A 251-nucleotide genomic window follows, 5' to 3' on the forward strand; every position below is an offset into this window, starting at 1 on the left:
ACCGTCCCTCCCTTGCGGAGTGGTGCAAAGGTAGAAAATTAGACCTATTCCCTCCAAGCTTTCCGCACTTATTTTTAAAGACCATTCCGCAAGGCGCTGGTAGACTGCACGATATTTTTACAGAAACAGTGCTATTCCTCCGTTCTTGGGGCTTTATTAGGTTGTTCTTAGTCTGTTCTTGGGTTGTTCTTGTGCAGGGACAGGTCAGAGCTAGGTCTATCCTTGGGTTGTTCTTGTTCCGTTCTTAGGTT

Annotated in this window: 1 protein-coding gene; it reads left to right on the forward strand. The window is 46.2% G+C overall.

Annotated features, from left to right (window positions below):
• Window positions 1-248 (forward strand): hypothetical protein (locus tag ACSZOX_RS22430; protein WP_437922481.1); only part of this gene is annotated, 248 nt, incomplete at its 5' end.
• Between the last annotated feature and the right edge of the window lie 3 nt (window positions 249-251).

Origin of the sequence: Sphingobacterium sp. LRF_L2 (assembly GCF_965644235.1) — a bacterium.
Classification (GTDB): Bacteria; Bacteroidota; Bacteroidia; order Sphingobacteriales; family Sphingobacteriaceae; genus Sphingobacterium.